We start from the raw sequence: 25,773 nt of genomic DNA, 5'->3' as shown, positions 1-25,773 counted from the left end.
CCCATCGATCAGCCCCGACGCGAGATCCCACCATCGTGGCCGATCGCTCAGTCGACCGCACAAAGCCCCACAGCGGAGCAAAAAAACACTCGAAGAACTCGCCGAGGCAACTGGACCCCTAATATTCAGCGCCCTCCTAGACCTCGAGGCCGTCGCGGATGATCGTCTGCCCGGTCGGCCACGCCCTGAATGGTGACGTCACCGGCGCACGTGCCGCGTTGCGATTAACCGGCCGCCGCCGCGTGCTCGGCCTGCACCTGCGCCGCGCGGGCGCGCAGGGCGTCGACGACGGTGCGCACGGCCAGACGCTCGGCACGGTCCGGGCGCATCAAGGCAACGATCTGCCTTTCCGCGTCGAACCCGCGCAGGGGTTTGAGCACCATCCGGCCGGGTTGGTTTCCGCCGGAGGTGTACCGGGGCACCAGGGCGATGCCCAGGCCCGCCATGATGAACGACTCGATCAGGCGCATGTCCGCGAATCGCTGGGTGACCCGGGCCCGGCCGCCGGTCTGCTGTTCGATGTCGTGCAGGATGCGTTCGAACGGGTAGCCGTTCGGCACCCCGATCCAGGTCTCACCGATCACATCGCTCGCGCCGAGGGAGGCGCGGCCGGCCAGGCGGTGGTCAGCCGGCAGGCCCACGTCAAGCGGTTCGGTCATCAGCGGCACCGAGGTGAGTCCGCGGCCGCCCCACGTGAGCTGGCCGCGCATGCTGTGAGCCAGGACGATGTCGTAGTCCGAGGTGAGCGCCGGAAAGTCGCTGAGTTCCGGGTCCAGGTCTGTGCAGTGCACCGCGAGGCCGTCCAGGCCGGCGAGATCCTGTAGCACGCCGGGTAGCAGCATCTGCCCTGCGGTGGGAAACGTGACCAGGCTCACGTCGCCGGTGGCCGTGTTGCGGAAAGTGTCCCAGACCGCCCTCGCGCGCTCCAGGGCGACCGCGATGTCGGTGGCGCTCGCAGCCAGCGCGCGGCCGGCATCCGTGAGTATCAGCCCGCGCCCGCTGCGTTCGGTCAGCGGCAGACCGGCCTCGCGTTCGAGTACTTTCAGCTGCTGGGACACCGCTGACGGGGTGCGATGGGTGGCCAGCGCGACTGCCGTCACGCTGCCGCGCTCGGCCAGTTCGCGGAGCAATTCGAGGCGTTGCACATCCATAAAGCCAGCCTACATAGTCACTGCAGAACTATGTGATTGTGCTGAATGGTTGTTGGTGGTCTGATGAAGACGTCGGTTACCGGGCACCAGCCCGCAATAACACGGCCATTCACTTCCCTCGAAAGGCACGACCGTGTTTGTATTCATGATCCTCATCTCCGTTGTTGCCGCCGGCTCCATCGTCGGCACCGTCGTGGCCGTGAACAAGGATGGCTACGGTCGGGTTCCCGAGCGCAAGTTCGTTCGCAGCTTCTAATCACGCCGTCCCGCGCATGCCTGCAGCGTGCGCGGGGCGCGTACGCGCGTGGTGGCCTAAAGTAGCTCTGTGATGGATACCCGCAGAAAACTCATCGACCACATTTCGGCCGACGCCGTCTTCCACGGCGACTTCACCCTCACCAGCGGCAAGAAGGCCACCTACTACGTCGACCTCCGCAAGGTGAGCCTCGACCACCGGGTCGCCCCGCTGATCGGCCAGGTCATGCTCGACCTGATCAAGGACATCCCGGATGTCGTGGCCGTCGGCGGCATGACCATGGGTGCCGACCCCGTCGCCACCGCGATCCTGCACCAGGGCGCCGCCCGCGGCCTCGCCTATGACGCGTTCGTCGTGCGCAAGGAGCCCAAGGACCACGGCCGCGGCCGCCAGGTCGAAGGCCCCGACCTTGCCGGTAAGCGGGTCATCGTGCTCGAAGACACCTCGACGACCGGCGGGTCGCCGCTGGCCGCCATCGAGGCGCTGCTCAAGGTGGGAGCCATCATCGCCGGAGTTGCCGTGGTCGTGGACCGCAGCACCGGGGCCCGCGAAATCATCGAGGCGGCCGGCTATCCGTACTACGCGGCCATTGGGCTCGAGGACCTGGGACTGAGCTGATGCCAGACCACAAGGGCAGTGACGACGACAAGAACCTCGGCCTCGACTGGCTCGCAGCCCAACTGAACGCCGACGGCAGCAGCAAGTCCGCCGGCGAGGGCGACGATTCCGACGAGGGCGACGGTGCGGCGGATGCCCGGCCCGACTCCGCTCCCACCGTCGCGCTTCCAGTTGCACCGGCCCCGCGCCCGGCCAGCCTCGCCTCCGAGCGGCCCGCCGACGCCACCGCTCCCGTCGAATCCGCACCGGCTCCCGAGGCCGGCGGCTTCCGCTGGGGCCTCACCCCGACCATCGAGCCCGCCCCCGCCCGCCGTACCCCTCCGCCGGCCAAGGCCACCCCCGCCACGCCCACGCCCGCCGCCGCCCCGTCCGTCGTTCCTGCCTCACCAGCCCCGGTTCCCGTGACGCCGGCCGCCGCCGTGCCGCCGTCCGTCGTTCCGCCGGTGGCCCCTGCCCGCCCTGCCGCGCCCGCACCGGTGAGCGACACGCAGCCCTCCCAGCCCCTCACCAAGACGCCGGCAGCGCCGCGCCGGTCCCCGGCCGACCTCGAAGCAGCCCCCTGGTGGACGACCCCGGCCCAGTCCAGGCTGGAGCCCACAGCGGAGGAAGCGGCCGCTGCAGAGGGCCGTCGCACACCGGCCAGCCCGCTGGACACCGGCGTCGAACCGCGCACCGCTGCCGCCGCATCCGCCGCGTCCGCACCGCACCGAGCCGCCCACGTGGCCGCGCCGGCTGCCGACGAGCCGCCGGCCGCGCTGCCGGTGTCCGCAGCGACCGCGGCCGCGGCCACCGGCGCGGTCGCGCCGTCCCCCGTCACAGACGCCCACGCCGCACCGGAGCCCACGACCGGCGAGCCCGGCCCCCGCCGCAGCCGTCCGGCCGAGGGAACACCGCCGAGGCGCCCGACCACGCGCAGCCTGTACTGGGCCGGTGGCGCCGTGCTCGCCGTGCTCGTGATCATCGGACTGTTCTTCCTGGGCCAGAACCTGGGCGGCTCCCCGGTGGCCGCGCCCACGGAATCCGCGTCGGCCGAGCCCAGTGCCACGCCGACTCCCACGGCGCCCCCCGAGCCCGCTGCCAGCGCGCCCCTGGCCGCCGGCGTGTACGCCTGGGACGCCTTGTTCGGGACCGAATGCCTGGAGCCGTACACCTCACCGTGGGACGAGGAGTTCACCGTCGTGGACTGCGCCACCCCGCACACGGCCCAGCTGGTGTACCGGGGCACCCTCGAGGGCGACAGCGGTTCGCCATTCCCCGGTGAGCAGGCGTTCGCCGACCAGATCAACGTGCTCTGCAGTGCTCCCGGTGTGATCGACTTCGGGGCCGCCGGCGCCTACGCGGATGTGCAGCTGCAGGGTAGCTACCCGGTCACCGCCGAGCAGTGGGATGCCGGTGACAGGTACTACTACTGCTTCGCCAGCCGGTCCTCCGGGGAGCCGCTCACCACGAGCCTGGCCCCGGTCGCCTGAGCGCTCGCCGCACCTGCGTGAAGACACACGACAGCCGGGCCCGGGGGCCCGGCTGTCGTGTGTGCGGGCGGATGCCGGCGGCTAGATCTCGTCGGACTCGATCGGCCCGGCGGCCAGGAGCTGGTGCACGCCGTCGAGGATCTCGTCCGGACGGAACGGGTAGCGGGCGATCTCGGCTGGGTCGCTGATTCCGGTGAGCACCAGAACGGTGTGCAGGCCGGCCTCGATCCCGGCCACGATGTCGGTGTCCATCCGGTCGCCGATCATGCCGGTGTTCTCGGAGTGCGCACCGATGCGGTTCATCGCCGAGCGGAACATCATCGGGTTGGGCTTGCCCACCACGTACGGTTCCATGCCCGTGGCCTTGGTGATCAGCGCGGCGATCGCGCCGGTGGCCGGCATCGGTCCCTCGGCGCTGGGGCCGGTGGCATCCGGGTTGGTCACGATGAACCGTGCGCCCTTCAGCAGCAAGCGGATGGCCTTGGTGATGGCCTCGAACGAGTAGTTGCGGGTTTCACCCACCACCACGTAGTCCGGGTTGGTCTCGGTCATGATGAAACCGGCCTCGTGCAGCGCCGTGGTGAGTCCGACCTCGCCGATCACGAAGGCCGTGCCGCCCGGGCTCTGCTGCTTGAGGAAGTCGGCCGTGGCCAGCGCCGAGGTCCAGATGCGTTCCTCAGGAACGTTCAGCCCGGACGAACGCAGGCGGGCCGACAGATCGCGTGGCGTGAAGATGGAGTTGTTGGTGAGCACCAGGAACGGCGTGCCCGCATCGGTCCACTGCTGCAGCAGTTCGGCAGCGCCGGGCAGGGGCTGATTCTCGTGCACCAGCACGCCGTCCATGTCGGTGAGCCAGCATTCGATCTCGTCACGGGTTCTCATGACTCGCTCCTTCTTTCGGGGCCGTTTCGCGAAGTCGCGGTGCGGCCTGCGCCTTCCAGACTATCGGGGAGAGGTTTCGGCCCGTCACCCCGCGGGCTGTACTCGTGTGCGGCGTCCAGCGGGCACTCAGCTGGTCAGCCAGATGGCCCCGGCGGCCTCCGCGGCCAACGGGTGCAGCTCACCTGCTGGCAGGCGCACCGTGGTCGCGTCGACCACGGCCAGCCGGCTGCCCGGGCGGATGCCGGCCTCAGCGAGGGCGCGCAGGACGGCCGGATCGCGATCACTGACCCGCAGCACCGTCCCGGCATGCCCCGGTGCCGCCTCCGCGAGCAGAACCGCGGGCACCCGCTCGCTGGAGCCGTCCGCGGCGGGGATCGGGTCGCCGTGCGGGTCGGCCGTCGGGTGGCCCAGATGGGCCTCGATGGCCTCGAGCAGCCTGTCGGAGATGGCGTGCTCGAGCACCTCGGCCTCGTCGTGCACCTCGTCCCAGGTGTAGCCGAGCTCACGCACCAACCAGGTTTCGATCAAACGATGCCGACGCACCACGGCCGTGGCTCGCATCCGCCCGGCCGGCGTGAGGGTGAGCGGGCCGTACGGCACGTGGGCGATGAACCCGTCGGCGGCGAGTTTCTTCACCATTTCGGTCACCGACGACGGGGCGATGCCCAGCCGGGTGGCCAGGACCCGGGGCGTGATCGGGTCCGGCTGCCACTCGGTGTGCGCGTAGATCGTCTTGAGGTAATCCTCGGCGGCGGGGGTGGTGGGTTTCATGACCCCTTCAGGGTAGCTGGCCGGTTCCGGTTCACGAACCGGTGAAGATCAGGACGAGCAGCACGGCGTTGAGGGTAACCAGCAGTACCGCGGCAATCGCGCCGGCGACCGTGGTGAACCAGCGATTGGCGTAGTCGCCGAGCAGCCCCTTCTGCGCCGTGAGCCAGACCAGGGGGATCAGCGCGAACGGGATGCCGAACGACAGCACCACTTGGCTGAGCACCAGCGCCTGGGTGGGATCGAACCCCACGCCGAGTATCAGCAGCGCCGGGATCAGCGTGACGACGCGGCGGAGGAGCAATGGAACCCGCAGCTTGAGCAGGCCCTGCATGATCTCGGCGCCCGCATAAGCGCCCACCGAGGTGGAGGCGAGGCCGGAGGCCAGCAGCCCGAGAGCGAACACCGTCGCGATCACCGGTCCGAGTGTGCTCTGCAAGGCCGCGTAGGCACCCTCCAGCGAGTCGGTGCCCGGCACCCCCTGCAGGGCAGAGGCCGCGAGCAGCAGGATGGCCAGGTTCACCGTGCCCGCGATGGCCATCGCGATCGTCACGTCCCACTTCGTCGCCCAGAGCAGGCGCCGGGTCGCGGCCGGTCCCTCCTGCATCGGGAACCGGTCCCGGGTGAGGGCGGAGTGGGCGTAGATGGCGTGCGGCATGATCGTGGCGCCCAGGATCGACGCGGCCAGGAGCACCGAGTCGGCGCCCTGGAAACGCGGCACCAAGCCGTCGATGACGCCGCCGGCGTCCGGCGGTGCGAAGAAGACGCCGGCAGCGAACCCCACTGTGATGATCAGCAGCAGGGCCACGATGACCCGTTCGAAAACGCGCGGGCCTCGCCGGGTCTGCACGGTGAGCACGATCATCGAGATGACGCCGGTGATCAGGCCGCCGGCCAGCAGCGGCAGGCCGAACAGCAGGTTGAGCGCCACGGCGCCGCCGATGATCTCGGCCAGGTCGGTGGCCATGGCCACCAGCTCGGCCTGCACCCAGTACAGCCGGCGGGCGGCCGGGCGCCGCAGCCGCACCCCGAGGATCTCCGGCAGGCTGGTACCGGTGACGATGCCCAGCTTCGCCGACAGGTACTGGATCAGCCAGGCCATCAGGTTGCCGGCCACGACCACCCAGACCAGCAGGTACCCGTACCGGGCGCCTGCGGTCATGTTGCTGGCCACGTTGCCCGGGTCCAGATACGCCACGCCCGCCACGAGTGCCGGGCCCAGCAGCCAGAGCAGCCGGGTCGAGGTGACCGAGCTCAGTGCGGGCGGGGTAGCCGGTTCGGCGACGGCGGCGGTCGCGGCTGGATCAGGTTGAGGCATTTCTAAAGCCTACAGATTATTTAGGTATCCCGAAACCCTGCACTGGACCGCCCATTGAGGACGCCGTCGTGGTTCGCGGCTCAGGTGCCGATGATGAGGACCAGTCCGTTGGGGCTGTTCGTCTCGGCGAGGAGCGCGGCCATCCGGTCTCGGTCCAGAGACGGGGGGCGAGAGGCGCGGTAGTGGAACTGCACTGAGATGCTCGGGGTCAGCCAGATCATGGTGCGGCTCTCCCCGGTGTTGGCGGGGTAGCCCCAGCTGAAGTAGAAGGACTGCTTGAGCCGGAACTTGGCCCCGATCACGGCCTGGAGGTGGCTGAGCAGGTCGTCGTCCAGGGTCACGGTCAGCGTGGAGTCATAGATGAACCGGCCCATCGCGACACCCCCCGGGTCGTGTGATCCTGCTGCCTCGCGCGGTCGCTCGGCATCGTCAGGTCCTCAATCTAGCGAGGCGCAGCTGGGGTGGGTCAGCCCCAGTCCGGGGTAGGCATCCGTCGGGTTGATGACCCTACTCGAGCACGTCCTCCGGCAGCTCCACGGCAGGCACCGCCGCTTTGCCGCGGGTGCGGATGGCCTCGCGCCCGGCCTTGAAGAGTTCGCTGAGGATGGGGATGCCCGAGAGCAGCACGATGCCGATGATGAAGTACTCGGAATAATCGGCGACGAACTGGATCTGCCCGAGCAGGTAACCCACCATGGTGAGGCCGACGCCCCAGGCGAACGCGCCGATCAGGTTGAAGGTCACGAAGGTGCGGTAGCTCATCTTTCCCACGCCCGCGGCGAGGGGCACGAAGGCGCGGAAGACGGGCAGGAAGCGCGCGATGATGACGGCCTTGCCGCCGTGCTTGGCAAAGAACGCGTTGGTGCGTTCCACGTTTTTCGGGTTGAAGAAACGGTTCTGCTCGCGCGCGAAGACGGCCGGTCCGGCCTTGCGGCCGATGCCGTAGGCCAACTGGTCACCGGCGAACGCGGCGACGAAGATGATCGCGCAGGTCACGAAGATCGGGAACGGTACGTCGCCGGTGGCGGTGAGCAGGCCCACTGTGAACAGGAGAGAGTCGCCCGGCAGGAACGAGAGCACGATGAAGCCGGTCTCGACGAACACCACGGCGGCGACACCCAGCAGCACGAACGAGCCGAACCAGCCGATCAGCCACTCGGAGTCAAGGAAATCGATTCCGAAGAGTGTGGGTTGCATACAGCTGCCTTCCGGTCGGGGTCATGATTGCGGTCTCGATCGGATGGTGCCGGTACCGAACGCGGTCGAAAACGCGGCGGCTACCGGCTGATGCGCACCCTGCGGTCAAGGGTAGCGAACCCGAGGTGAACGGAAGCTGGGTATCCGTCCAGGCCCAAGGGGGACCACGCCGGCTGCTGTGCCCAGTTTCGGTGCCAGCCGATTCGGTGCCCGTCCTAGGCGGGATACGGTGGTGCAGTGCCAGAACCGTTGAACCCCACGCCAGAACTGTCCACCAACGGGGTCGGTCCGTGGGCCGGCGAGTGGCCGGACGAGCCCTACTACGATCGCGACCTGCTCGAGCACGGTGACACTCGCAACGTGATCGACCGGTACCGGTACTGGACGATGGCGGCGATCGTCGCGGACCTCGACGAGAAGCGCAACCCGTTCCACGTGGCCATCGAGAACTGGCAGCACGACATGAACATCGGCTCCATCGTTCGCAGCGCGAACGCCTTTGGCGCCGACACCGTGCACATCATCGGACGCAAGCGTTGGAACAAGCGCGGCGCCATGGTCACCGACCGCTACCAGCACGTGCTGCATCACCCGGATGTGGCGGCGTTCGTTCAGTGGGCCCGTACCGAGAGCCTGCCCATCATCGCGATCGACAACCTGCCCGGCAGCGTGATCATGGAGACCTTCAGCTTTCCCGAGCGCTGCGTGCTGCTCTTCGGCCAGGAGGGCCCTGGTCTCTCGCCGGAGGCCGTCGCCGCCGGTGATGCCCTGGTGGAGATCAGCCAGTTCGGCTCGACCCGGTCGATGAACGCCTCCGCCGCCGCCGCGGTCACGATGCACGCCTGGATTCTTCAGCACAAATTCTGACCCGACCGGCGCGCCCGGGGGCTAGCGTGGAGTCATGACTGCGATCACCGACGATCTCCCCGCCAGACTCCTGCACGAAGCCCACGAAGGGTGGCGCGCCATCCTCGCCGGCAAGGGCGGTGATTACTACCAGCGCACCATGACCGGTGACGGCCTGCTGATCCTCCCCGGGGTGGTGCTCGGCCGCGACGAGGTGCGGGCCGCGTTCAAGGCCGCCGCGCCGCTGGACCGGTACGAGCTGCACGAGCCGGCCGTCATCCGGTTGGGCGACCACGCCGGCGTGTTGGTCTACCGGTCGACGGCCTGGCGCGGCGACGTCGCCACCGAGCTGCAGATGTCCACCACCTACCTCTTCGACGAGAACAACGGCGGCTGGTCCATCGCCGCCCACCAGGAGTCGCCCGTTTAGCCTCGATACCGTTCAGTTAAGCTTTCTCATGTTACGTTGTGGCTATGGCGCGTACAGGGTGGGTGAAGCCGGTCTCTGACCGTCGGTTGTCGGATTTAGTGTCGGTGGGTTTGTTGACCCGCGTGTTCCCTGCTGATGTCATCGATGAGGTGGTTCAGGCCGCGGGCCGGACGGAGCAGCGCAACCGGGCGTTGCCGGCGCGGGTGATGGCGTATTTCTCAATCGGGATGGGCCTGTATGCCGAAGCGTCCTACGAGGACGTGTTTGCTCAGTTGACGGATGGGTTGTCGTGGTCCTCGGGCTGGTCCGAGACGTTTGTGCCGCCGTCGAAGTCGGCTATCTTTCAGGCGCGTCGGCGGCTGGGGTTTGAGCCGATGCGGGACTTGTTTGCCCGCGTCGCACGCCCGCTGGCAGGGCCTGACACACCGGGGTCGTGGTTGGCGGGACGGCGGCTGATGTCCATCGACGGCACAATCTTGGATCTGGCGGACAGCGTGGTGAATGCGGAGTTCTTTGGTCGGCCGCCGGTCAGCCGTGGGGAGCAATCAGCTTTCCCTCAAGCGCGCCTGGTGGCCCTGGCGGAGTGCGGGACGCATGCCGTTCTGGACGCGGTGATGGGCCCGTGCACGACGTCGGAGATTGAACTCTCCCGTGAGCTCGCCAGCCGTTTCAAGCCGGGCATGTTGGTCCTGGCCGACCGCGGCTTCTACGGCTTCCGGTTGTGGGCGCAGGCAGCAGCGACGGGCGCTGACCTGCTCTGGCGGGTCAAGACGAACCTCCGCCCCCGGTATCAGGAAACCCTCGCTGACGGGTCCTGGCTGGCGACGATCATCCCGACCTCCGGCCCGGGACGGCAATCGACACCACCCTTGACCGTGCGGGTCGTGGACTACACGATCGACGACGGACGCGACAACCCTGATGCCTACCGGTTGTTGACGACGATCCTTGATCCGGCCGAGGCCTCCGCGGAAGAACTCGCGACCGTGTACTCCGAACGATGGGAGATCGAGTCCGTGTTTGATGAGTTGAAAACTCATCAACGCGGCCCGCGCATGGTGATGCGGTCCAAGTCCCCCGACCTGGTCAAGCAGGAGATCTGGGGCCACCTCTGTTGCCACTACGCGATCCGCACCCTCATGGTCGAGGCCGCCCAACACGCTCACCGTGACCCTGACCGGGTCTCCTTCATCGCCGCACTCCGCATCGCCCGCCGCTCCGTGGCTCAGGGCGCTTTTCCCCCCTCCGCACCCTGACCACGCCACAGCCATCTGGCGCCATGCGGTACTCGCCCTGATCCGACGGCTGAACCCCGCCCGGCGACGACGATCAAACCCTCGCGTCATCAAACGCAAAATCTCGAAATGGCCCGCCAAACGCTTCCACCACGCCGACTGGCCACAACCCCGCCACGAGCCAGAAATCACCCTTCACACGCTTAACTGAACGGTATTGCCCTTAGCCTCAATCCACCGATCGGGTCCGAAATCTGACGGCGCGTTAAACCGAGAATGCCTGTCTTGTCAGGGAAAATTGTACTTACCACAGTGCAAATCGTCCCGAGAAGAGAGGCATCTCGTAGATGCAAGTTTCCCACAGCGTGCGGGCTGTCTCCGCGTCATTTGATGACCCGAATCTCGTGTCGGCCGCAGGTCTGGTCCCGATCCTGAAACTCGCCGAGAAAGCGGGCCTGCACCAGTTGGCCGACCAGTGGTTGAGCGTTCCAACGGACAAGGGAGCCAACGCCGGTTTGAAGGTCGCCTCCCTCGTGGGCGGCATGGTCGCCGGCGCGGATTCCATCGATGACATGGCGGTGCTGCGTCACGGCGGCATGCGGAAGGTCTTTAGCTCCTGTTACGCACCCTCGACCCTGGGATCGTTCCTTCGGAAGTTCTCCTTCGGCCATGTGCGTCAGCTTGATGCGGTCGCGTCCCGGTTCCTCCAGGGCCTGGCCATCCAAGCCCCGCTACTCGTGAAGGAGACCGACGCCGCCGGCTACGTGTTCCTCGATATTGATGACACCATCATCGAAGTACACGGTCATCAAAAACAAGGCTCCGGCTACGGATACTCCGGGGTCCGCGGGATCAACGCTTTCCTCGCGACGGTGAAAACGGACGCTTCCGCGCCGATCATCGTCGGACAGCGTTTACGGCGGGGCGCGTGCGGGTCACCGCGCGGAGCTGCTCGCATGGTCCGCGACGCCCTCGCGACCATCAAACGCCTCAATGGCATGGCCTCCGCCCGAGTGCTGCTCCGCGCCGATTCCGCGTTCTACGGTTACGCCACGATGAGCGCAGCGATCACTGCGGGCGCGGCCGTGTCGGTCACTGCCCGGATGGATCCGGCCGTGAAACGCGCGATCGCGGCCATTCCCGATAACGCCTGGGAGGCCATCGAATACACCAACGCGATCTACGACGAGGCCACGAAATCCTGGATCAGCACGGCCGAAGTCGCCGAGATTCCGTTCACCGCGTTCACGTCCTGGAAGAAGAGCGAGCACATCACTGGCCGCCTCGTGGTGCGGCGAATCCCGGAATTGAACGAGAAAGACCTCGAGCACCCCACCCTCTTTGACACGCACCGCTTCCACGCGTTCTTCACCACCAGTGACCTGCCCACGGTCGCCGCGGACAAAACCCACCGGGCTCACGCGGTGATCGAGCTCGTCAACGCGGATCTGAAGAACAGCGCCCTCGCGCACCTGCCCTCCGGCAAGTTCACCGCGAACGCCGCCTGGCTGGTCCTGGCCGTGATGGCCTTCAACCTCACCCGCGCCGCGGCGACCATCGCGGGCGCTGGCCTGGCCAAAGCGACCACGGCCACCATCCGCCGGAAACTCGTCACCGTCCCAGCCAGGATCGCATCGTCCGCCAGACGCATCATGCTTCATCTGCCCCAGTACTGGCCCTGGGAAACAGCGTGGACCACCCTGTTTTGCCACAGCACCGAGCGCCCCCGACCCGCGCCCAGCTGACGACCAGCCCCGACCCAACGACCAGGACCACGAGTGGAACACCACGAGCAGCGAGGCTCAGCACTCAATAACGCGCCAGCGCGCTCTAACTTTTCAAATCAGAAAACGCCGCCCAGCCTCAGCCGATCGGTGGATTGAGGGTAAGGCGCGCCGTGACCATCGAAAGCCGGCAACAGCTCAGGCAGTCCGGAAGTTGGCACAACCCACAAGTGCATCAGGCAACCGGGGTGATCGTTGCCCAGACCAATACCGACCCTGACAGTGCTCTGCTCCTACTCATTGAGCAGGCCGAGTCCTCTGGGCTTCCAGTGGAGGCCATGGCCGCCGCCGTCATCGCTCGCGAGATCAACTTCACCTAACGCTCTTGGCTGCTCGACCAGCCGGACGCTGCTCATCAATCCGTAGTGGAGCAATGCCAGCTGAGAGATGCCGCTCGGGACTCCCTCAGGCTACCGTGTCCCTATGCGGGACAGCACAGTGGACGCCGCCCAGATTCGACTCCGGATTCGGACCTGCGACGAAGCATGCGCCGCCCTTGTCATCGTGAGCGAAGACTCTGCCGACGCATGCCTGAATCTGGAGGACAGTGGGGAAGCGACGGCGCGGGTCTTGTCCTGGACAACGAGTGAGCACCACACGTCTGCAATCGCGCTCCTCGACGCGTGCCTCCGTTCCTGTGCAGCATCAACGGCCGCCTGTGAGCGGATGGCGGCGCAGCACACCCCGTGGACAACCTGCACCGCGGCGTGTCTGCGCCTGAGCACAGCATGCTTAGCCTGAGGCTAAGCCGGGCCCACCTTCACGGTTGGGACAACGTGTTTTCGGATACTCAGAGCTGGTGGTGTGAACGTCTGAATTAACAGGTTCGAAACAGGCGCCGAACTGCGCGGAAACGCAGGTGCCCGAAAGTAGGACCCGACAGGCAGGCGGGAAGCCGCGCGGGAGCGACTTCGCGGATTGCATCGTCGAGGCATCCATCGGCACGATACGGGGAAATCCAATGAAGACACTGACGCATCCAGCGGCGCAGATCGGGATCGCGGCGATCGCCGGCATCCTGTTCGGACTGATCGTCGGCGAGTGGGCGGCGAACCTCAAGTTCATCGGCGACCTGTTCATCCGGCTCATCCAGATGGCCATCGTTCCGCTCGTGATGTCGTCGGTCATCGTCGCGACTGGCTCGATCGCAGGCAAGGGCACCGGACGGCTGGCCCTCCGAACCTTCGCCTGGATGATCGGCTTCTCGATCGTCGCGGCCGTGGTCGCCTGGGGGCTCAGCGTGCTGATCCAGCCCGGCGTCGGCATGGTCTTCGACGGCGATATCGACCCGACCCTCGAGGAATCCGCCGGGCAGGCGACCGGATGGCAGGACACGATCCTCGGGTTCGTGTCGACCAACATCTTCGCGGCGATGTCGACCGCGACCATGGTGCCGATCATCATTTTCTCGCTGCTATTCGGGGCTGCTCTCAACAACTACGCCGGCAGGACCGGCAACACGCTGATCCTGAGCTTCTTCGACCAGCTGCAGCAGGTCGTGCTCACGATGATCCGCTTCGTGATGTACATCGCGCCGCTCGGCGTGTTCGCGCTGCTCGCCGCGCTCGCCGGCGACGTCGGGTTAGCGGTGATCACGACCGCGCTCAAATACCTCGGCACGACAGCCCTCGGTGTGGTGATCCTCACGGCTGTGTTCGTGGTTGTCGTGACCGTGCGCACCCGCCTGAACCCGGCGAAGCTGCCACGCAAGCTCGCCGAACAGACGGTCATCGCGGTTACGACGACCAGCTCGGCCGTAACGTTCCCGACTGTGCTGCGCAACGCCGTGGAGAAGGTGGGGGTGAGCCCGCGGGTCGCGAACTTCACCCTGTCGGTCGGTCTCACGATGGGATCGTACGGCGCGGTGCTCAACTACATGATCGTCATCATGTTCCTCGCGCAGTCCGGGGGGATGACCCTCTCGGTCGGGCAGATCGTGCTCGGTATGGGGCTCGCGATTATGCTCAACATGGGCACCATCACCGTTCCGGGCGGATTCCCGGTGATCGCCATGTTCCTCGGCGGAACGATGGGACTGCCGCTCCAAGCGGTCGGCCTGCTGATCGCGGTGGACTGGTTCACGGGCATGCTCCGCACCTTCCTTAACGTGAATGGCGACACGATCGTAGCCATGCTCGTGGCGAAAGCGTCGGACGACATTGACCGCGACGTCTACAACGGCACGAAAGTCGTCACGGCCAAGGGGATCGACACCGCCGAGTACGAAAAGTCGTTCGCCCGGGCGGACTCGGCAGACTGATGCTCGAGAGGGCGAGGATGAAGCCTCGATGTCCAAATAGGACCCTGCCCCCCCTGGGAGCGCGGGGCTGCAAGAGCGGAACCAGGGCGCTCGAACGGAGGAGGGGGCAGATTTCGGCCTGAGCTTTCTCCTCAGGGCGGTGTTGGACGAGCGGTCGGAATCGGGTTAATGAAAGATTGTGCGTGAAGTGTGATCGGCGCGGCTGGACCCAGAGGCAAAGTCAAGCAGTCGAGGCAACGCCGGTGGTTTGTGCTGCTGTGAGCAGCTGGGCCAGCCGGTTGGCTGGGGTTTCGAGGCCGAGGGTGGGTCGGGGCCGGCGGTTGAGTTTCGCCGCGACGCGGTCGAGATCGTCGGCGGTGTGGCCGGCAAGGTTCGAGCCTTTTTCGAACCAGAACCGCAGGAGCCGGTTGGTGTTCTCGTTGGTGCCGCGCTGCCAGGGCCAGTGCGGGTGGCAGAAGTAGAGCTTGGTGACCAGGCGAGTTGGATGCGTTCGTAGTCGGCGAGTTCGGTGCCGCGGTCCCAAGTCACTGAACGACGCAGGTGATCGGGGAGGTGGCGCATCTCGCGGATCATCGCGGTCGCGACCTCGTCGGCCGTGTGCGGGCCGGGCAGGTGCAGCAAGATCGTGAACCGGGTGCTGCGTTCAACGAGAGTGCCGATGGCCTCGCCGTCGCTGCCAATGATCAGGTCGCCTTCCCAATGCCCCGGGACGGCACGTACGCGGCCGCCAATTGGGTCGCCATCAAAGAGGCGCTCCTGCCGCTGGCCGAAGAAGCTGATCTTGATCTGTACTGGACAATGCAGGTGAACGCGCGCAGGAACGATCCCAACGTGGACGGCGCGTAGGCGCCAACAAAGAGTTTCTTCAGTCCGCCGTGGCGGAGCAACGCCATGTCATCGATGGAATCCGCGCCGGCGAGCATCCCCGCGATCAGCGCGGTGACTTTCAACCCGGCGTTCGCGCCGAAGTAGCCGGGCAACGTCAACCACCGGTTGGCCAACTCTGCCAATCCCGTCGACGTGGCCAGAACCATCGCTGGGACCAGCCCTGCGGACGACACGAGATTCACATCGTCGAAGGTCGCTGACAAGGCTGTGGATCTATGGAACAGTTGCATCTACGAGATGTTTTTCCTGATCAAAGGGACATTCTCTGTTTAACGCGCCGCTAACCCCTCAAGTCGACCGGTGGATTGAGGTTTAGGCGCTCACTGCACCTCGTATGGCCCATTGCGCCCGCAGAACGCTGGCGCGGTGGGCCATAACTGGTGCGCCGACGCCCTGTAGCTCCCGGCATCGCGGAGCTTGGGGTGCCGCGCCAGGAATTTACCTGCACTGTGCATCCCATGGTGCACAACACTCACTTCATGGCAGAAAATGCAACCCACTCGTGTTGAGCGACGGATGCGCAAGACCTCCGCCAATCTCACGGCGGTGTCTCGTCGGCTCACCGCCGAACGCGGCCAGACCGGCGCGCTGAGGAATGCGTCCGACCGGGTGACTAGGTCTATGGTCCCGGGTGCGGGGGCCGCGGTGGCCGTAGCCTGAATCCAGGCCGGTCTCGAGATGTCCCTGTGCGTGTGCGGCTTCCCCTGTTCCGACCGCGAAGGCCGTGCCATGTCCCTCACCCAGCCCGCCCAGTCTGCCGACGTTGGCACCCGCGTCAGCACTGACGAGATCTTCGCCGCCCACGAGGGCGGCAAGCTGCGCATCGAGCTGGCCCGCCCCATCGACTCCGCGCGTGATCTGGCGGTCGTGTACACCCCTGGCGTCGCCGAGGTCAGCCGGGCCATCCACACGGATGCCGCCGTCGCCGCCTCGCACACCTGGGCGAGCCGTCTCGTCGCCGTTGTCAGTGACGGCACCGCGGTGCTGGGCCTGGGCGACATCGGCCCGGCGGCGGCTCTGCCCGTGATGGAGGGCAAGTCGGCGCTCTTCCAGCGCTTCGCGGGGCTGAACTCGATCCCGCTGGTGCTCGACACCACCGATGTCGACGAGATCGTCGAGACCCTGGTGCGACTGCGCCACAGCTTCGGCGCCGTGAACCTCGAAGACGTCTCGGCGCCGCGCTGCTTCGAGCTCGAGGCCAAGCTGATCGAGGCCCTCGACATGCCCGTGATGCACGACGACCAGCACGGCACGGCCGTCGTGGTGCTCGCGGCGATCACCAACGGCGCCACGGTGCTGGGCCGCAACCTCCGCGGGCTCCGGGTCGTGATCTCGGGCGCCGGCGCCGCGGGGATCGCCATCGCCGCCCTGCTGCTTGAGGTGGGTGTCGAGGACGTGGTGGTACTCGATTCGCGGGGCATCCTGAGCAATCGCCGCTTCGACCTCCTGGGCGTCAAGGCCAGGTTCGCTCTCAGGTCCAACCCGCGCCAGGTCCACGGCGGTCCGGCCCAGGCGCTGGCGGGCGCCGACGTCTTCATCGGCGTCTCCTCGGGCACGGTCGACGAGAACCTGCTCGCCACGATGTCCGACGACGCCATGATCTTCGCGCTGTCCAACCCCGACCCGGAGGTGGCGCCCGAGGTGGCTGCCCGCTACGCCAGGATCGTCGCCACCGGGCGCAGCGACTACCCCAACCAGATCAACAACGTGCTGGCCTTCCCCGGCATCTTCCGTGGCGCGCTGGATGCCGGCGCCCGCCGGATCACCACCGCCATGAAGATCGCCGCCGCTACGGCCATCGCCGACCTGGTCGGTGACGACCTCGCCGCCGATTTTATCGTGCCCAGCCCGTTCGACGAGCGCGTCGCATCCGCCGTGGCCGCCGCGGTGATCGCCGCCGTCGATCGCCCTCTGGTCTGACCCCGCCGGATTCTGGCGCCGAGGCCGACTGTCGCGACGCTGGTGCACTCGTCTGCGGACTTCGCATAGTCCTGACGTGAAACGAAGGTGCGAAGTTCCGAAACGAGTGCGCGATTCGCCGTGCGCGGTCAGCCGATCAAGCTGGGCTTGAGGTCGCGCAGGGTGCGGAAGTGCGTCATCCGCACCACGCCGACCGCGGCGAGCACGAGCGCCCCGGTCAGCCAGAGCAGCAGCACGCCGGCGTCGTTCAGCGCGGTGGCCGGGTTGCCGCCGTACATCAGCTGACGGATGCCGTCGACCGCGTAGCTCATCGGCATCACGTGGTGCAGGAACGCCAGCGGAGCCGGCAGGGTCTGCCACGGGAAGGTGCCGCCGGCGGTGACCAGCTGGATCACCATGAGCACCAGGCCGACGAACTGGCCCACGCTGCCAAGCCACACGTTCAGCGCGAGGATGATCGCGGCGAACGTCATCGCGGCCAGGCCCATCATCGCGTAGGTGCCCACCGGGTTGTGCACCTCGAAGTGCAGCACGCCGGTGAGGATGCCGAACAGCGCGGCCATCTGCAGCAGCCCCAGGATGCCGGGGGTGAGCCAGCCGGCCAGGGTGATCTTCAGCGGCGAGTGCAGCGCCGTGATCGCCCGGCGGGAGACCGGCTTCACGATCAGGAACAGCGCGTAGATGCCGATCCAGCCGGCCAGGCTGGCGAAGAACGGGGCAAGTCCGGCGCCGTAGGTACCTGCGGAGGTCACGGCCGCCTTGTGCAGGTCGACCGGGTCGGCGATCGTGGAGGCCTGCAGGTCGCGGGTGTCGGCATCCGAGTCGGGGATGCTGTCGACGCCCTCGGTGAGCCCGTCGCGCAACGTGCCCGCGCCGTTCTTGAGGCCGAGGAGGCCGTCGCTGAGCGAGGAGGCCCCGGTGGCGAGGGAGTCGGCGCCGGACTTCGCCGCGGTAGCACCGGTGCTGAGGCTGGCGGCGCCATCGGCGGCGGCGGACGCCCCAGTATTCAGGGTGGCGGCGCCCGCGGCGGTCTGGTCTGCGCCGGCGGCCAGGGTGGCCGCTCCGTTGGCGGCCTGGCCGGCGCCGGTGGCGAGGGCGCTGGCGCCGTCGGCGCTCTGGTGTGCGCCCGTGGCGAGGGTGGCTGCCCCGTCGGCGGTCTGACGGGCCCCGGCCGACGCCGTGGCGGCGCCCGTGGCCAGGGTCGTCGCCCCGGCGGCGCTCTGCTGAGCGCCGGTGGCTGTCGCGGCGGCCCCGGCGGCCAGCTGGGTGCTGCCGGTGGACAGGGTGTTGATGGCGCTGCCGGCCTGGGTGAGGGCGGCTCCGCTCTGGGTGAGGGTGCTCCCGATCGGGGTCAGGGTCGCCAGGGCCGCGTCGACCTGGGCGGGGCTCAGGCCGTCGGCGGTGAGCTGGTCGGCCAGGGCGGTCTGCGCGGCCGTGTAAACCGCGCCGGCCCCGGCAACACCGTCGGAGGCCTGCTGCGCGGCCGTGTTCAGCGCCGCTGTGCCGTCGGCCACCTTCTGGGCGGCGGTGGCCACCTGGGTGGCGCCGGCCGAGACCTTGCCCGTGCCGTCGGCGAGGGATGCGGCGCCCTGTGCGAGCGCGGCAGTGCCGTCGGCCACCTGGCCGGTCGCGGTCGCGAGCGAATCGGCTCCGGTGGCGACCTGTGCGGTCCCGTCGGCGAGGCTGCCCGCACCCGTGCTCAGGGTACCCGTTCCCGTGGCCAGGGCATCGGCGCCCGAGGCCACCTGGCCCGTGCCGTCGGCCACCTGGCCGGCGCCGTCGGCGACCTGGCCGGTGCCGTCGGCCAGACTGCCGGCCCCCGTGGCCAGCTGGCCGGCGCCGTCGGCGAGTTGGCCGGCGCCGTCGGACAGGCTGCTGCCGCCGTCGGCGGCGGTCGCCGCGCCATCCGTGAGCTGCGTGGCGCCGTCGGCTGCGTCGACCAGGCTCGAGCGGATGTCGGACAGACCGATCAGCAGGGTGTCGGCGGCCTGCTCGTTGACCCGCTCGACGATGGCGTCCCGAATGGTCTGCGCCGCCTGGCTGCCGATGGTGGAGGCCAGGTAGCTGTTGGTGTCGTTCGTGGTGAGCGTGATGGTGGCCTGGTGCGGGGTGTCGGTCGACGAGGAGGCGATCGAGCTGGAGAAGTCGGCGGGAATCGTGACGCTGAAGTCGTAGGTGGCATCGGCGACACCGGCCTTCGCTGTCTGGGCCGTCACGGTGTGCCAGTCGAACGTGCCGTCGTCCACCAGCTGCTCGGCGACGTCCGCGCCGTAGTTGGTGGCTTCGCCGTCTTGCTCTGCGCCGGTGTCGGAGACGACGAGGGCAACAGGCACCCGGTCCAGGCCCGCGTACGGGTCCTGGTTGGCCCAGAGGTAGAGACCGCCGTAGAGCACGGGCACCAGCATCAGCGCGACGAGCGCGACCCGGGACATGGTGGTGGCGGTCAGGCGCGCCAGTTCGGCGCGGATCATGGCGAAGATCTTCACAGGACGACGGCTCCAGCGGTGGCGAGGGGTGAGCGGACGAGCCCGGCGGGCAGCTCGCCCGCCGGCTCGAGGTTGGTCAGTTCCAGGTCGGCGATCGCATGCGCAGAGGCATCGCCGGCGATCACGAGCATCGCGTAGCCGCGCGCGGCCAGGCCGCCGGCCACGTCCCACCAGCCCAACGGGTCGCCGCCATGGCGGTCGGGCGAGGTGAGAACGAGGCCCAGAACGCCGTCGCGGAGCACGGCCAGCTCGGTGAGCAGGCGGATACGGTCGTCGGGTGCGAGGTCGCCCATGTCGGAGCGGGCCTGGTCGGCGAGGCCGATCTCGGTGAGCACCCGTTTGACCGTGCTGCGTCGGCCGAGGCGGCCGGCGAACATCAGCTCCTCGGCCACGACCTCGTCCACCTTCACGTCGGCGGCCGGCTCGGAGACCCCGAGGGCGTCGACGAGGGCGACCTGGCGGCGGAGGCCCGAGTAGTCGGTGTGCCCGTCGAGGGTCACCGTGCCGGCGTCGGGACGCATCCGCCCGGAGGCGATCAGGCCGAGCACCGTGGGGCGGCGTTCGGTCTCGGCCCGGGCGAAGGTGACGGCGCCGCTGGCGAACTCCAGGGTCGTTTCGGGCAGGGCCGAGTTCTTCGGTCCTTTCGTGACGGCGGTGAGGGTAACGCGCATGCGAGCGCCTCCGGTGGTAGCGGGGAGCCCGGCCAGCGCCGGGCCCGAAGGGGAAGAGAGGCGTCGCGGCGCTGCGACAGGGTCACACTCTAATTCACCCGGCCTCCTTTTCACTGACTAGTCAGTTTTTGCTTTGAACTCTCTCAGACGTGACCCGGACGAGGGGTGCGGTTGCATCCGGCCGGAGCGCGGATCTATACTGACTAGTCGGTACAAAGGTGCCGACGAGAAGGGACCGACGTGCGGACGACACTGGTAGCGGACGAACTGACCGTGAATTACAAACGAGGCGTGGTCTTCGGGCCGCTGAGTTTCAGCGCCGGCGACGGCCTCACGGTGGTCTGCGGACCGGCCGGCAGTGGCCGCACCAGCCTGCTGCTCACCCTGGCCGGGCGTATGAAGCCCAGCTCGGGCAGCCTGTCGGTGCTGGGAGAGGACCTGCCCCGCCGCGCCCGCCGTGTGCAACGCCGCACGGGCATATCCGGGTTTCACGGCATCGACTCCCTCGAGGAGTCGGTCAGCGTGGCCGCGGCCATCCGCGAACGCCACGCCTGGCTCGCCCCCTGGTGGTCCTTCATCCGCGCGGTCGACGACGCCGAGGTCAGCCGGGTCTGCGGTCCCATCTTCGGGGACATCCCCCTGCCCGCCGCCAGCACCATGATCTGGGACCTCGATGAAGTCGAGATGGTGCTGCTGCGCGCGTCGCTGGCCATGATGAGCCGCCCCGACGTGCTGTTCTTCGACCAGGTCGAGCAGGTGCACTCCACCGAAGCCCGCCGGCAGCTCTGGCACCGGCTCGGCGCGATCGTGGCCGCCGGCACCCCCGTGATCGCCTCGGCCATCGCACCCGACGAAGAAATGTGGACGGACCTGGGCCTCGACCCGACCGTCCTGTACATGAACCAGGAGATTCGCTAGATGTTCGCCTTCCTTTCTACGGGCACGGAGCTCCGCCGATTCGGCAAGGGCACCCTGCCCAAGATCGCTCTCGTGGTGCTGATGTTCATCCCCCTGATCTACGGCGCCCTCTACCTCTGGGCCTTCTGGGCACCCGACAAGGAGCTCAGCCACCTGCCGGTCGCCCTGGTCAACGCCGACACCGGTGCCACCCGCGACGGCGAACCGGTCACCGCCGGCGATGACCTGGTCGACAAGCTCCTGGACGGCAACGACCTCGGCTGGGTCGAAACCGGCGCGGCGGATGCCGCCACCGGGGTCACCGACGGCGACTACTATTTCTCCGTCACCATCCCCGCCGACTTCTCCACCGACGCGGTCTCGGCCGGCACCCACAGCCCCACCGCGGCCGAGGTACAGGTGGACTACAACGACAGCAACAGCTTCCTCGCCTCCACCCTGGGCAAGCAGGCCATGATCCAGCTGCGCGACGCCGTGTCCCTGAACATCGGCGACCAGACCGTCAACGCGATGCTCGTGGCCGTGAACGAGGCCGGCGACGGCATCCGCAGCGCCGCAGACGGCGCCGGCACCCTTGCCGACGGCCTCACGACCGCCGAAACCGGGACCGGCACCCTCGTCGACGGGCTGGGCGACCTCTCCGCGGGCGCCGTCACGCTCGACGACGGCGCCGCCCAGGTCGCAGACGGATCGTCCGCCCTGGCCACCGGCCTCGGCACACTGTCCACCGGCGCGACCACACTGAGCGACTCCTCGGCGAAACTCGCCGATGGCGCCACAGCCGTCGCCGGCGGAACCCGGCAGGTCTCCGACGGCTTCGCCAAGGCCGCGGCCGGGGCTGCCACCCTCTCCGACTCCTCCGACCAGCTCGCCGCGGGGGCAACCTCGATCGCCACCGGTGCCGGTCAGCTGGCGGCAGGCACGACCACGCTCTCCGGAAGTCTGCAGGATCTGGCGGCGGCCATCGCGGCGGCCCCGGCCGGCACGCCGGCCTCCGCCTTCCTGCCGTCGGTGACCCAGCTCGCCGGCGGCGCCGACACGCTCAACACCCAGACGCAGGGCGCCGCGACCCAGATCTCCGGCTATGCCACCTCCAGCGGAACCTTCGCCGCCGGTGTCGGCCAACTCTCCGACGCCCTCAGCGGCGGCGTCCCCGGGGCCGCGCAGGTCGCATCAGGAGCCGGCGACGTCGCCACCGGCGCCGGCGCCCTCTCGGCCGGGGCCGGGCGACTCGCCACCGGAGCGGCGACCGCCGCCACCGGATCGGCCACCCTCGCCGACGGCGCGGGCAGCCTCGCCGCCGGCACCGGCACCCTCGTCGACGGCAGCACCAAGCTGGTCGACGGCGGTACCGCGTTGCAGTCCGGCACCCAACAGCTCACCGCCGGCAGCCACACCCTCGCCGACGCCCTGGCAACCGGAGCGGCCGCCGCACCGGACGACAGCGAGGCCCAGATCGCCACGAAGGCCACGGTGATCGCCAACCCGGTCGACCTCAAGCAGACCTGGGAGAACGCGTCCGACAGCTTCGGTGAGGGCTTCGCTCCGTTCTTCCTGGCCTTGGCCACCTTCGTCGGGGCGCTGATCACCTGGCTGATCCTGCGTGCCCTGCCCACCCGGGCCCTGGCCAGCGCCGCCTCGGGGCTGCGCGCCACGATGACCGGATTCCTGCCGGCCATGGCGATCGGCCTCAGCCAGGTCGTGATCATGGTCCTGGTGCTGGTCTACGGCATCGGGCTCACCCCCGCGCACTGGCTGGGCATGTCGGTCTTCATCTACCTCACGACGCTGGCGTTCCTGGCGCTGCAACAGATGTTCATCATCCTGTTCGGCACCGCCGCCGGCCGCGTGATCAGCCTGGTGCTGCTGATGCTGCAACTGAGCTCGTCCGGTGGAACCTACCCGGTGGAGACCACGCCGCAGTTCTTCCAGATCCTGCACCCGTGGATGCCAGCCTCGTACGTGGTCACCGGCCTGCGGCAGCTCATCACCGGCGGGATCGACTCTAGACTGTGGCTTTCCGTGCTCGTGCTCGTGGGCATCCTTGTCGGCTCGATCGCGATCAGCGCCTGGAGCGCCTCGCGGCAGCGGATGTGGACGATCACCCGGCTGCACCCCGAGTTGACCATCTAGGCTGCGAGCCCGACACGAGAGCGACGAAAGGACCGGCCATGCCCCGCGCGACTGGAACGAAACGGGCGATCTTGGATGCCGCGCTGCAGCTGGCCGCCACCCGGGGGATCACCGGCACCACGATGGACGACGTCGCGGAGCTCGCCGGGGTGGCCAAGGGCAGCCTCTATTACAACTTCAGCTCCAAGGACAACCTCTTCGAGGCGCTGTTGCAGGAGGGGGTCGGCGCGCTGGCCGACACCCTCGGGGAGGCGGCCGCCGGCCTGAACGGCCGCGCCGCCCTGGAGGCGCTGATCACGGTGCTGCTCGACCGGATCGAGGCCAATGCCGGCCTGGCCAAGCTGATGGCGGCCGAGATCTTCCGCACCGACCGGGCCTGGCAGAAGACCCTGTTCGCCCTGCGGCACGACGCCCTCGCGGTCTTCGCCGAGGCGATCGCCGAGGCCAAGCCGGCCACGGCTGCGGCCGGCACCAGCGGGCTGATGGCGTCGAGCGTGTTCGGCGCGGTGCTCATGGCCGGCCTCGAGTGGCTGGTCTTCGAGCCCGAACGCCACCGCGACGAGGTCTCCGCCGCCATCCTCGAGTCCCTCTCCGGCGGCCTGCTCGCCTCCCTCGCCCCGCCCCGCCCGCGAACTGTGACTTAAGCACCTAATTCTCGCGATTTGCGGTGCTTAACTCACAGCTCGCGGGCCTGAATCTCGGGTCGCGGTAGTATCGAGTGTGACCGGCGCAAATCTGATCGAACAGCCCGAGACCCTCCTACCCGCGGAACCGGAGGTGACTGAGGCGCTCAGCCGAACCGGAACGCAAGATATATCAACCGTTGTGGCGGCGCATCCGAAGTCATCGCTGGCCTGGGCGGCCCTCGCAGACGTGACCCACTCTCAGGGCCGACTGCTCGAGGCGTACGCGTATGCCCGGGTGGGCTACCACCGCGGCCTCGACGCGCTGCGCAAGGCCGGCTGGCGCGGCCAGGGACCCATCCCGTGGTCGCACGCACCCAACCGTGGGGTGCTCCGCGCCCTGTTCGCCCTTCGCCGCGCCGCGGCCGAGATCGGCGAGACCGACGAGTTCGAGCGGCTCACCGACTTCCTGGACGGGGCCGATGCCACCGTCATCCCGCTGCTGCGCTCCGAGGCGGACGATTCCCAGAAGTTCCCGGCGGCCCCGCCCGCCGTTTCACCCGGCGAGGACCCGGCCCCGCCGACCGCCGCCTTCTTTATCCAAGGAGAAAACTAAGCCATGCCCGCAATTGTTCTGATCGGCGCCCAGTGGGGCGACGAAGGTAAGGGTAAGGCCACCGACCTCCTCGGCAGCCGGGTCGACTACGTCGTCAAGTTCAACGGCGGCAACAACGCCGGCCACACCGTGGTCGTCGGCAACGAGAAGTATGCGCTGCACCTGCTGCCCTCCGGCATCCTCACCCCCGGCGTCACCCCGGTGATCGCCAACGGAGTCGTCGTCGACATCGAGGTGCTCTTCGAGGAACTCGACGCGCTCAGCTCCCGCGGCGTCGACGTGTCCAAGCTGCGCGTCAGCGCCAACGCGCACGTGATCACCCAGTACCACCGCACCATGGACAAGGTCACCGAGCGGTTCCTGGGCAAGCGCCAGATCGGCACCACCGGCCGCGGCATCGGCCCCACCTACGCCGACAAGATCAACCGCGTCGGCATCCGCATTCAGGACCTGTTCGACGAGAACATCCTGCGCCAGAAGGTGGAGGGCGCCCTCGGGCAGAAGAACCACATGCTGGTCAAGGTCTACAACCGCCGCGCCATCACCGTCGACGAGATCGTCGACGACCTGCTCAGCTACGCCGAACGTCTGCGCCCTATGGTCGCCGACACCGCCCTGCTGCTGCACGAGGCGCTCACCGACGGCAAGACCGTGCTGTTCGAGGGCGGCCAGGCCACCATGCTGGATGTCGACCACGGCTCCTACCCGTTCGTCACGTCGTCCAACGCCACGTCCGGTGGCGCGGTGACCGGCTCAGGCATCGGCCCGAACCGGATCGACCGCATCATCGCGGTCGTCAAGGCGTACACCACCCGCGTCGGCGCCGGCCCGTTCCCCACCGAGCTGTTCGACGAGTCCGGCGAGTTCTTGCGCGCCAAGGGCTTCGAGTTCGGCACGACCACCGGCCGGCCGCGCCGCTGTGGCTGGTACGACGCCCCGATCGCCCGGTACACGGCCCGGATCAACGGGGTCACCGACTTCGTGCTCACCAAGCTCGACGTGCTCACGGGCCTTGAGACCATCCCGGTCTGCGTCGCCTACGAGGTCGACGGGGTGCGCTACGACGAGGTACCCGTGTCGCAGTCCGACTTCCACCACGCGAAGCCGGTCTACGAGGAGTACCCCGGCTGGACCGAGGACATCACCATGGTGCGCCACTTCGAAGACCTGCCCCGGAACGCCCAGGACTACGTCCTCGCGCTCGAGGCCATGAGCGGCGCCCGCATCTCCGCCATCGGGGTCGGCCCCGACCGCGAGGCGATCCTCACCCTCCACGACCTCATCGACTGACCCACGGCCCGCGA

The 25,773-nt window shown here is 68.3% G+C and carries 23 protein-coding genes and 2 pseudogenes; 15 read left to right on the top strand and 10 right to left on the bottom strand.

All coding sequences use genetic code 11. The features are described from left to right. Nucleotides 1-224: 224 nt before the first annotated feature. Complete coding sequence (locus BJQ95_RS17325; RefSeq protein ID WP_130177886.1) at nucleotides 225-1,151, bottom strand: LysR family transcriptional regulator; 927 nt, start codon at nucleotides 1,149-1,151, stop codon at nucleotides 225-227. A 133-nt stretch (nucleotides 1,152-1,284) separates the two neighbouring features. On the opposite strand from BJQ95_RS17325, the gene BJQ95_RS17320 reads away from it, so the two are divergent. The 3 genes from BJQ95_RS17320 (at nucleotide 1,285) to BJQ95_RS17310 (ending at nucleotide 3,494) form a co-directional block, all read left to right on the top strand. After that, nucleotides 1,285-1,407, top strand: a complete 123-nt coding sequence (locus BJQ95_RS17320) for a hypothetical protein (protein WP_256041446.1) — start codon at nucleotides 1,285-1,287, stop codon at nucleotides 1,405-1,407. A gap of 72 nt (nucleotides 1,408-1,479) precedes the next feature. Continuing rightward, a complete protein-coding gene (gene pyrE, locus BJQ95_RS17315; protein ID WP_130177887.1) occupies nucleotides 1,480-2,025 on the top strand; it encodes an orotate phosphoribosyltransferase in 546 nt (181 codons plus the stop codon). Beyond that, the gene (locus BJQ95_RS17310) at nucleotides 2,025-3,494 is read left to right on the top strand and encodes a hypothetical protein (protein WP_256041445.1); all 1,470 of its coding nucleotides are present in this window, start codon (nucleotides 2,025-2,027) and stop codon (nucleotides 3,492-3,494) included. Before pyrE ends, BJQ95_RS17310 begins: the two co-directional genes overlap by 1 nt. 81 nt (nucleotides 3,495-3,575) lie before the next feature. On the opposite strand, the gene BJQ95_RS17305 is transcribed toward BJQ95_RS17310, so the two are convergent. From BJQ95_RS17305 to BJQ95_RS17285, 5 genes are all read right to left on the bottom strand, one after another. Continuing rightward, nucleotides 3,576-4,376, bottom strand: a complete 801-nt coding sequence (locus BJQ95_RS17305) for an HAD-IIA family hydrolase (protein ID WP_130178745.1) — start codon at nucleotides 4,374-4,376, stop codon at nucleotides 3,576-3,578. A 126-nt stretch (nucleotides 4,377-4,502) separates the two neighbouring features. Continuing rightward, nucleotides 4,503-5,147 (bottom strand): metal-dependent transcriptional regulator, encoded by a 645-nt coding sequence (locus BJQ95_RS17300; RefSeq protein WP_130178746.1) that lies wholly within the window; start codon nucleotides 5,145-5,147, stop codon nucleotides 4,503-4,505. 31 nt (nucleotides 5,148-5,178) lie between these two features. Beyond that, on the bottom strand, nucleotides 5,179-6,462 hold the full coding sequence (locus BJQ95_RS17295; protein WP_130178747.1) for an Nramp family divalent metal transporter: 1,284 nt from the start codon (nucleotides 6,460-6,462) through the stop codon (nucleotides 5,179-5,181). 80 nt (nucleotides 6,463-6,542) lie between these two features. Next, complete coding sequence (locus BJQ95_RS17290) at nucleotides 6,543-6,836, bottom strand: ATP-dependent DNA ligase (protein ID WP_130178748.1); 294 nt, start codon at nucleotides 6,834-6,836, stop codon at nucleotides 6,543-6,545. Nucleotides 6,837-6,969: 133 nt separating this feature from the next. Beyond that, on the bottom strand, nucleotides 6,970-7,659 hold the full coding sequence (locus tag BJQ95_RS17285) for a DedA family protein (protein WP_130178749.1): 690 nt from the start codon (nucleotides 7,657-7,659) through the stop codon (nucleotides 6,970-6,972). A 237-nt stretch (nucleotides 7,660-7,896) separates the two neighbouring features. Between BJQ95_RS17285 and BJQ95_RS17280 the strand changes: the two genes are divergently transcribed. The 6 genes from BJQ95_RS17280 to BJQ95_RS17255 all read left to right on the top strand — a co-directional run bounded on the left by BJQ95_RS17280 (nucleotide 7,897) and on the right by BJQ95_RS17255 (nucleotide 14,214). Then, entirely contained in the window at nucleotides 7,897-8,526 is a 630-nt protein-coding gene (locus tag BJQ95_RS17280) for an RNA methyltransferase (RefSeq protein ID WP_130178750.1), read from the top strand. Nucleotides 8,527-8,560: 34 nt separating this feature from the next. Further along, nucleotides 8,561-8,935, top strand: coding sequence for a DUF4440 domain-containing protein (locus BJQ95_RS17275; protein WP_130178751.1), 375 nt, complete (start codon nucleotides 8,561-8,563; stop codon nucleotides 8,933-8,935). 44 nt (nucleotides 8,936-8,979) lie between these two features. Further along, nucleotides 8,980-10,191 (top strand): IS4 family transposase, encoded by a 1,212-nt coding sequence (locus BJQ95_RS17270; RefSeq protein WP_130178752.1) that lies wholly within the window; start codon nucleotides 8,980-8,982, stop codon nucleotides 10,189-10,191. Nucleotides 10,192-10,517: 326 nt separating this feature from the next. After that, on the top strand, nucleotides 10,518-11,915 hold the full coding sequence (locus BJQ95_RS17265) for an IS1380 family transposase (protein WP_130178754.1): 1,398 nt from the start codon (nucleotides 10,518-10,520) through the stop codon (nucleotides 11,913-11,915). Nucleotides 11,916-12,124: 209 nt separating this feature from the next. Continuing rightward, nucleotides 12,125-12,274 (top strand): ANTAR domain-containing protein, encoded by a 150-nt coding sequence (locus BJQ95_RS17260; protein ID WP_130178755.1) that lies wholly within the window; start codon nucleotides 12,125-12,127, stop codon nucleotides 12,272-12,274. Nucleotides 12,275-12,915: 641 nt separating this feature from the next. Continuing rightward, nucleotides 12,916-14,214, top strand: a complete 1,299-nt coding sequence (locus BJQ95_RS17255; RefSeq protein ID WP_130178756.1) for a dicarboxylate/amino acid:cation symporter — start codon at nucleotides 12,916-12,918, stop codon at nucleotides 14,212-14,214. A 220-nt stretch (nucleotides 14,215-14,434) separates the two neighbouring features. Here the strand turns inward: BJQ95_RS17255 and BJQ95_RS17250 are convergent. Then, a pseudogene (locus BJQ95_RS17250) lies at nucleotides 14,435-14,931 on the bottom strand (IS30 family transposase); the annotation flags it as partial. A gap of 86 nt (nucleotides 14,932-15,017) precedes the next feature. Continuing rightward, nucleotides 15,018-15,332 (bottom strand): annotated as a pseudogene (locus BJQ95_RS17245) (IS1380 family transposase); the annotation flags it as partial. Nucleotides 15,333-15,831: 499 nt separating this feature from the next. Between BJQ95_RS17245 and BJQ95_RS17240 the strand changes: the two are divergent. Further along, nucleotides 15,832-17,022 carry an NADP-dependent malic enzyme gene (locus BJQ95_RS17240; protein ID WP_130178757.1) on the top strand — a complete coding sequence of 397 codons (1,191 nt, stop codon included), beginning with the start codon at nucleotides 15,832-15,834 and terminating at the stop codon, nucleotides 17,020-17,022. Nucleotides 17,023-17,150: 128 nt separating this feature from the next. Here the strand turns inward: BJQ95_RS17240 and BJQ95_RS17235 are convergent, their stop codons facing one another. Together BJQ95_RS17235 and BJQ95_RS17230 are read right to left on the bottom strand one after the other, a co-directional pair. After that, on the bottom strand, nucleotides 17,151-19,508 hold the full coding sequence (locus BJQ95_RS17235) for a YhgE/Pip domain-containing protein (RefSeq protein WP_240694879.1): 2,358 nt from the start codon (nucleotides 19,506-19,508) through the stop codon (nucleotides 17,151-17,153). Then, on the bottom strand, nucleotides 19,505-20,179 hold the full coding sequence (locus BJQ95_RS17230) for a hypothetical protein (RefSeq protein WP_205750207.1): 675 nt from the start codon (nucleotides 20,177-20,179) through the stop codon (nucleotides 19,505-19,507). The genes BJQ95_RS17235 and BJQ95_RS17230 overlap by 4 nt, the downstream gene beginning before the upstream one ends. Before the next feature lie 273 nt (nucleotides 20,180-20,452). Here BJQ95_RS17230 and BJQ95_RS17225 point away from each other — a divergent pair, with 273 nt between their 5' ends. The 5 genes from BJQ95_RS17225 (at nucleotide 20,453) to BJQ95_RS17205 (ending at nucleotide 25,759) form a co-directional block, all read left to right on the top strand. Next, entirely contained in the window at nucleotides 20,453-21,097 is a 645-nt protein-coding gene (locus BJQ95_RS17225; protein ID WP_165385005.1) for an ATP-binding cassette domain-containing protein, read from the top strand. Further along, on the top strand, nucleotides 21,098-23,230 hold the full coding sequence (locus tag BJQ95_RS17220; RefSeq protein ID WP_130178759.1) for a YhgE/Pip domain-containing protein: 2,133 nt from the start codon (nucleotides 21,098-21,100) through the stop codon (nucleotides 23,228-23,230). 38 nt (nucleotides 23,231-23,268) lie between these two features. Then, nucleotides 23,269-23,874: a TetR/AcrR family transcriptional regulator gene (locus tag BJQ95_RS17215; RefSeq protein WP_130178760.1), complete on the top strand. Its 606-nt coding sequence runs from the start codon at nucleotides 23,269-23,271 to the stop codon at nucleotides 23,872-23,874. A gap of 76 nt (nucleotides 23,875-23,950) precedes the next feature. Next, the gene (locus tag BJQ95_RS17210; RefSeq protein ID WP_130178761.1) at nucleotides 23,951-24,469 is read left to right on the top strand and encodes a DUF3151 domain-containing protein; all 519 of its coding nucleotides are present in this window, start codon (nucleotides 23,951-23,953) and stop codon (nucleotides 24,467-24,469) included. Between the two features lie 3 nt (nucleotides 24,470-24,472). Further along, entirely contained in the window at nucleotides 24,473-25,759 is a 1,287-nt protein-coding gene (locus tag BJQ95_RS17205; protein ID WP_130178762.1) for an adenylosuccinate synthase, read from the top strand. Nucleotides 25,760-25,773 lie beyond the last annotated feature (14 nt).

It is taken from the genome of Cryobacterium sp. SO1 (assembly GCF_004210215.2).
Lineage (GTDB): Bacteria > Actinomycetota > Actinomycetes > Actinomycetales > Microbacteriaceae > Cryobacterium.
This window is presented reverse-complemented; position numbering and strand designations above follow the sequence as displayed.

Coding starts and splice junctions, on each gene's coding strand:
- pyrE (WP_130177887.1), top strand. CDS start 1,480: ATGGATACCCGCAGAAAACTCATCGACCACATTTCGGCCGACGCCGTC.
- BJQ95_RS17325 (WP_130177886.1), bottom strand. CDS start 1,151: ATGGATGTGCAACGCCTCGAATTGCTCCGCGAACTGGCCGAGCGCGGC.
- BJQ95_RS17285 (WP_130178749.1), bottom strand. CDS start 7,659: ATGCAACCCACACTCTTCGGAATCGATTTCCTTGACTCCGAGTGGCTG.
- BJQ95_RS17300 (WP_130178746.1), bottom strand. CDS start 5,147: ATGAAACCCACCACCCCCGCCGCCGAGGATTACCTCAAGACGATCTAC.
- BJQ95_RS17230 (WP_205750207.1), bottom strand. CDS start 20,179: ATGCGCGTTACCCTCACCGCCGTCACGAAAGGACCGAAGAACTCGGCC.
- BJQ95_RS17275 (WP_130178751.1), top strand. CDS start 8,561: ATGACTGCGATCACCGACGATCTCCCCGCCAGACTCCTGCACGAAGCC.
- BJQ95_RS17265 (WP_130178754.1), top strand. CDS start 10,518: ATGCAAGTTTCCCACAGCGTGCGGGCTGTCTCCGCGTCATTTGATGAC.
- BJQ95_RS17240 (WP_130178757.1), top strand. CDS start 15,832: ATGTCCCTCACCCAGCCCGCCCAGTCTGCCGACGTTGGCACCCGCGTC.
- BJQ95_RS17205 (WP_130178762.1), top strand. CDS start 24,473: ATGCCCGCAATTGTTCTGATCGGCGCCCAGTGGGGCGACGAAGGTAAG.
- BJQ95_RS17220 (WP_130178759.1), top strand. CDS start 21,098: ATGTTCGCCTTCCTTTCTACGGGCACGGAGCTCCGCCGATTCGGCAAG.
- BJQ95_RS17215 (WP_130178760.1), top strand. CDS start 23,269: ATGCCCCGCGCGACTGGAACGAAACGGGCGATCTTGGATGCCGCGCTG.
- BJQ95_RS17310 (WP_256041445.1), top strand. CDS start 2,025: ATGCCAGACCACAAGGGCAGTGACGACGACAAGAACCTCGGCCTCGAC.
- BJQ95_RS17305 (WP_130178745.1), bottom strand. CDS start 4,376: ATGAGAACCCGTGACGAGATCGAATGCTGGCTCACCGACATGGACGGC.
- BJQ95_RS17295 (WP_130178747.1), bottom strand. CDS start 6,462: ATGCCTCAACCTGATCCAGCCGCGACCGCCGCCGTCGCCGAACCGGCT.
- BJQ95_RS17290 (WP_130178748.1), bottom strand. CDS start 6,836: ATGGGCCGGTTCATCTATGACTCCACGCTGACCGTGACCCTGGACGAC.
- BJQ95_RS17270 (WP_130178752.1), top strand. CDS start 8,980: ATGGCGCGTACAGGGTGGGTGAAGCCGGTCTCTGACCGTCGGTTGTCG.
- BJQ95_RS17255 (WP_130178756.1), top strand. CDS start 12,916: ATGAAGACACTGACGCATCCAGCGGCGCAGATCGGGATCGCGGCGATC.